Consider the following 3,626-nt stretch of genomic DNA (forward strand, 5'->3'; position numbering starts at 1 on the left):
GGGGCTGGGTTTGGTGGGCTTGGTCGGGTTGGATTGGGTCTGGTGGGCTTGGTTGGGTTGGGCAGGTTTTGGGCTGGGTTGATGGGTTGGGTGGGCGGGTAGGTGGGCGGTTTGGGTGAGCAGGGGATTCGGTGGGGTAGTCGGGTGGGGCGGGGGGTGCTTGCTACCACCATTTTGGGGTCGGGGATGGCCATGCTGGATGGGACCATCGTCAATGTTGCGTTGCCTCGGATCGGGGCGGAGCTGCATGCCTCTGTTGCTGGGCTTCAGTGGATTCTTGATGGGTACATGCTGGCGCTCGCCGCGCTGATTCTGGTTGCCGGGTCACTGGGGGACCGGTACGGACGGCGGCGGATGTACCTCGTTGGGGTGGTCTGGTTCGGGGTTGCTTCCGGGCTGTGCGCTGCCGCGATGTCCACTGAGATGCTGGTTGCCACTCGGATCTTGCAGGGCATTGGAGGTGCGTTGCTGACGCCGGGCTCGCTGGCGATCCTGCAGTCGTCTTTCGCTCACCATGACCGTGCGCGGGCGATTGGGGTCTGGTCCGGGCTCGGCGGGATCGCGGCGGCGGCCGGGCCGCTGCTCGGTGGGGTGCTCGTGCAGGTGTGGTCGTGGCGGCTGGCGTTCCTGATCAACCTGCCGCTGGCCGTGATCTGTGTGCTGATGGCACGCAGGTTCGTGCCGGAGTCGCGGGACACCGAAGCCACAGGTCACCCCGACTTCGGGGCTGCCGCACTCGGCGCCCTCGGCCTCGCCGGGGTGACCGGCGCGCTGGTGGAGGCACCCGGACGGGGGATCGGTGACCCGATCGTGCTCATCGCCGCCGTCGTCGGCGTGGCCGGGCTGGGCGCGTTCGCCTACCTGCAGCGCCGCTCGGTGGACCCGCTGGTGCCGCCGACGCTGTTCCGCGACCGGACGTTCACCCTCGCCAACGCGCTGACCTTCGTCGTCTACGCCGCGCTCGGCGGGGTGATGATGCTGATGGTCATGCAATTGCAGGTCTCGCTGGGCTACTCGCCGACGGCCGCCGGGCTCGCCGGACTGCCGATCACGATCATCATGCTGCTGCTCTCGGGCCGTTCGGGCGCGCTCGCGCAGCGCATCGGCCCGCGGACCCAGCTCGTCGTCGGCCCGATCCTGGTCGGGGCCGGGATGCTCCTGCTGACGCGCGTCGCGCCCGGCGCGTCGTACCTCGGTGCCGTGTTCCCCGCGGTGACGGTGTTCGGGCTCGGGCTGGCCACCGTGGTCGCCCCGGTCACCGCGACCGTCCTGGCCGCCGCGCCGGACCGGTACGCGGGCGTCGCCTCCGGGGTGAACAACGCCATCGCCCGATCGGGTGGCCTGCTCGCGATCGCCGTACTCCCGGCCGCCGCCGGGCTGACCGGCGCCGCCTACACCGACCCGACGGCGCTGACCGCGGGCTGGCGGACGGCGCTGGTGGTGTGCGCGGTGCTGGCCGTCGCCGGTGGCCTGATCGCGCTGGGCATCCACAACGGCGTCCTCGGCGACTCCTCCGCCGAACCGTCACCCGATCCCGCGAACGATCCCGTGAACACCGAGAGCCCGCACCCCGGCGAGTGCCTGCACTGCGGCATCGACGGCCCGCCCACGCACGTCCGCCCGACCTCGACGGTCAGCGGCCCCTGACCACCCCGAGCGCGGAACTCGCCTGAGTTCCACGCTCAGGGGGCCGAGTTCCTCAGTGTGGTGGGTGTCGTTCACCCGGATGGGGCGTGGGTATGCGGGGCCGCAGGGGTTAGGGCCGTGGCGGGGTGAGCAGCTCCGCGAGCATGGCCGGGTCCACGTTCCCGCCGGACACGATGGACACCGTCTTGCCGGTCGGCAGCTCGTCGCCGTGGAACAGGTAGGCGGCCGTCGCGACGGCGCCGCTCGGCTCGGCGATCAACCGGGAGCGGTACGCCAGCGTCCGCACGGCGGAGCGGATCTCGTCCTCGGTCACCGTGAGCACGCCGTCGAGCACCTGCCGCAGGTGCGCGAACGTCAGCTCCGATGGCTGGGAACGCAGCCCGTCGGCGATCGTGCGGGCCCGGCGCTCGATCGGCCAGTCGGCGCGGCTGCCCTGGCGCAGCCCCTCGGCGGTGTCCGCCGCGAGCTCGGGTTCGACCCCGTAGACCTTCGCGTCCGGGCACAGCGCCCTGATCGCCGTGCCGATGCCGGAAGCGAGCCCACCGCCGCTGACCGGGATGAGCACGACCTCCGCGCCCGGCAGGTCCTCGGCGATCTCCAGCCCGATCGTGCCCTGCCCGGCGATCACCGCCGGGTGGTCGAACGGCGGGATCAACGTCAGTTTTCGTTCCTCGGCCAGCGCGTACGCTGCCGATTCGCGTTCGCCGATCGGCACCTCCACGACCTCCGCGCCGTGGGCCAGCGTCGCCTCGACCTTGATCCGCGGTGTCACGTCCGGCACGACGATCACCGCGGGCACGCCGAACAGTTTCGCCGCGTAAGCGACCGCTTGCGCGTGGTTTCCACTCGAATAGGCGACGACTCCGCGCGCTCGCTGATCCTCGTCCAGCGCGGCGACGGCGTTGTACGCGCCGCGCACCTTGAACGCGCCGATGTCTTGCAGGCTCTCGGGTTTGAGCCACAACTCCCCGCGCTCCGCCCACGGCTGGCGCAGCAGCGGCGTGCGTACCGCGGTGCCCTTGATCCGCTCCGCGGCCGCCCGGATTTCGTCGATCGTCACCAGTTTCATGTCCTGATTATGTCAAGGAAATGTGAAGACTGCGAAGTCCATTGTGGACGGTCGTAGTGGTGCTCCTCACCATGGGACAACGAAGGGAGCATCCCGCACGCCTTAATCGTTGTAAGGCTGAGAAGTCAGGCGACAGCAGATCGGAATCATGAGCAAGGGGAACGAAGCGGAGAGCTCGGTCAAACCGGCCGAGAAGTCAGGCGTCCGGATCGCGTCGGTGCTCGCCGCCGCGCTGGCGGCGGTCACGGCGGCGGTGCTGGGCTCGACGCTCGGGGTCGCCGGAACGGTTCTGGGCGCGGGCGTTGGCAGCATCGTCACGACCGTCGGCGGTGAGCTGTACCTGCGCTCGCTGCAACGCACGAGGGACGCGGCCGCCAAGGCGCGTGAGGCACTGGCGACGTCCGGCGGGCGCCGTATTCGCGCGCAACAGGACCTCACCCCGCAGGATCGCGCCGCCCCCGGCCAGACCGTCTTGCTGCCGGTGAACCCGGCCGACCAGCCGACGGTGAACCTGCGCCTGCCCAGCGGCGAAAGCGGCACCGGCACCGAGAGCGACACCGAAACGAGCCCCGGCCAGGAGCCGAGCAGGCTGCGGAAGCTGCGCTGGCCGCTGGTCATCGGCACCAGCGTGCTCGCTTTCGTGGTCGCCATCATCGCGATCACCGGTTTCGAGGGCGCGACCGGCCAGAAGCTCGGCGGCAACGGTAACGGCGGCACGACGTTGTTCGGCGGCGGCTCCGGTCACAGCACCGAGCAGCAGCGGGACACGCCGTCGACCAAGGTGAGCACGACGCCTTCGGAGACCCCGGACGCGCCGCCGTCCACCACGACGCCGTCCGGCACCTCGACGCCGACCACCACGCCGACCACGGACAGCGCGCCGCCGACCACCCCGACGACACCGAAGACC

General features: G+C 70.7%; 3 protein-coding genes. 2 read left to right on the plus strand and 1 reads right to left on the minus strand.

Features of this window, described 5'->3' with window-relative positions:
- Positions 1-144: 144 nt before the first annotated feature.
- Positions 145-1,647 (plus strand): MFS transporter, encoded by a 1,503-nt coding sequence (locus QMK34_RS47050; protein ID WP_326421539.1) that lies wholly within the window; start codon positions 145-147, stop codon positions 1,645-1,647.
- A 109-nt stretch (positions 1,648-1,756) separates the two neighbouring features.
- On the opposite strand, the gene QMK34_RS47055 is transcribed toward QMK34_RS47050, so the two are convergent.
- Positions 1,757-2,716, minus strand: a complete 960-nt coding sequence (locus tag QMK34_RS47055) for a threonine ammonia-lyase (RefSeq protein WP_326421541.1) — start codon at positions 2,714-2,716, stop codon at positions 1,757-1,759.
- A gap of 148 nt (positions 2,717-2,864) precedes the next feature.
- Here QMK34_RS47055 and QMK34_RS47060 point away from each other — a divergent pair.
- A partial coding sequence (locus QMK34_RS47060; protein ID WP_326421543.1) for a hypothetical protein occupies positions 2,865-3,626 on the plus strand: 762 nt, incomplete at its 3' end.

Source organism: Amycolatopsis sp. H20-H5 (assembly GCF_035828755.1).
Taxonomy (GTDB): domain Bacteria; phylum Actinomycetota; class Actinomycetes; order Mycobacteriales; family Pseudonocardiaceae; genus Amycolatopsis.

Coding starts and splice junctions, on each gene's coding strand:
- QMK34_RS47055 (WP_326421541.1), bottom strand. CDS start 2,716: ATGAAACTGGTGACGATCGACGAAATCCGGGCGGCCGCGGAGCGGATC.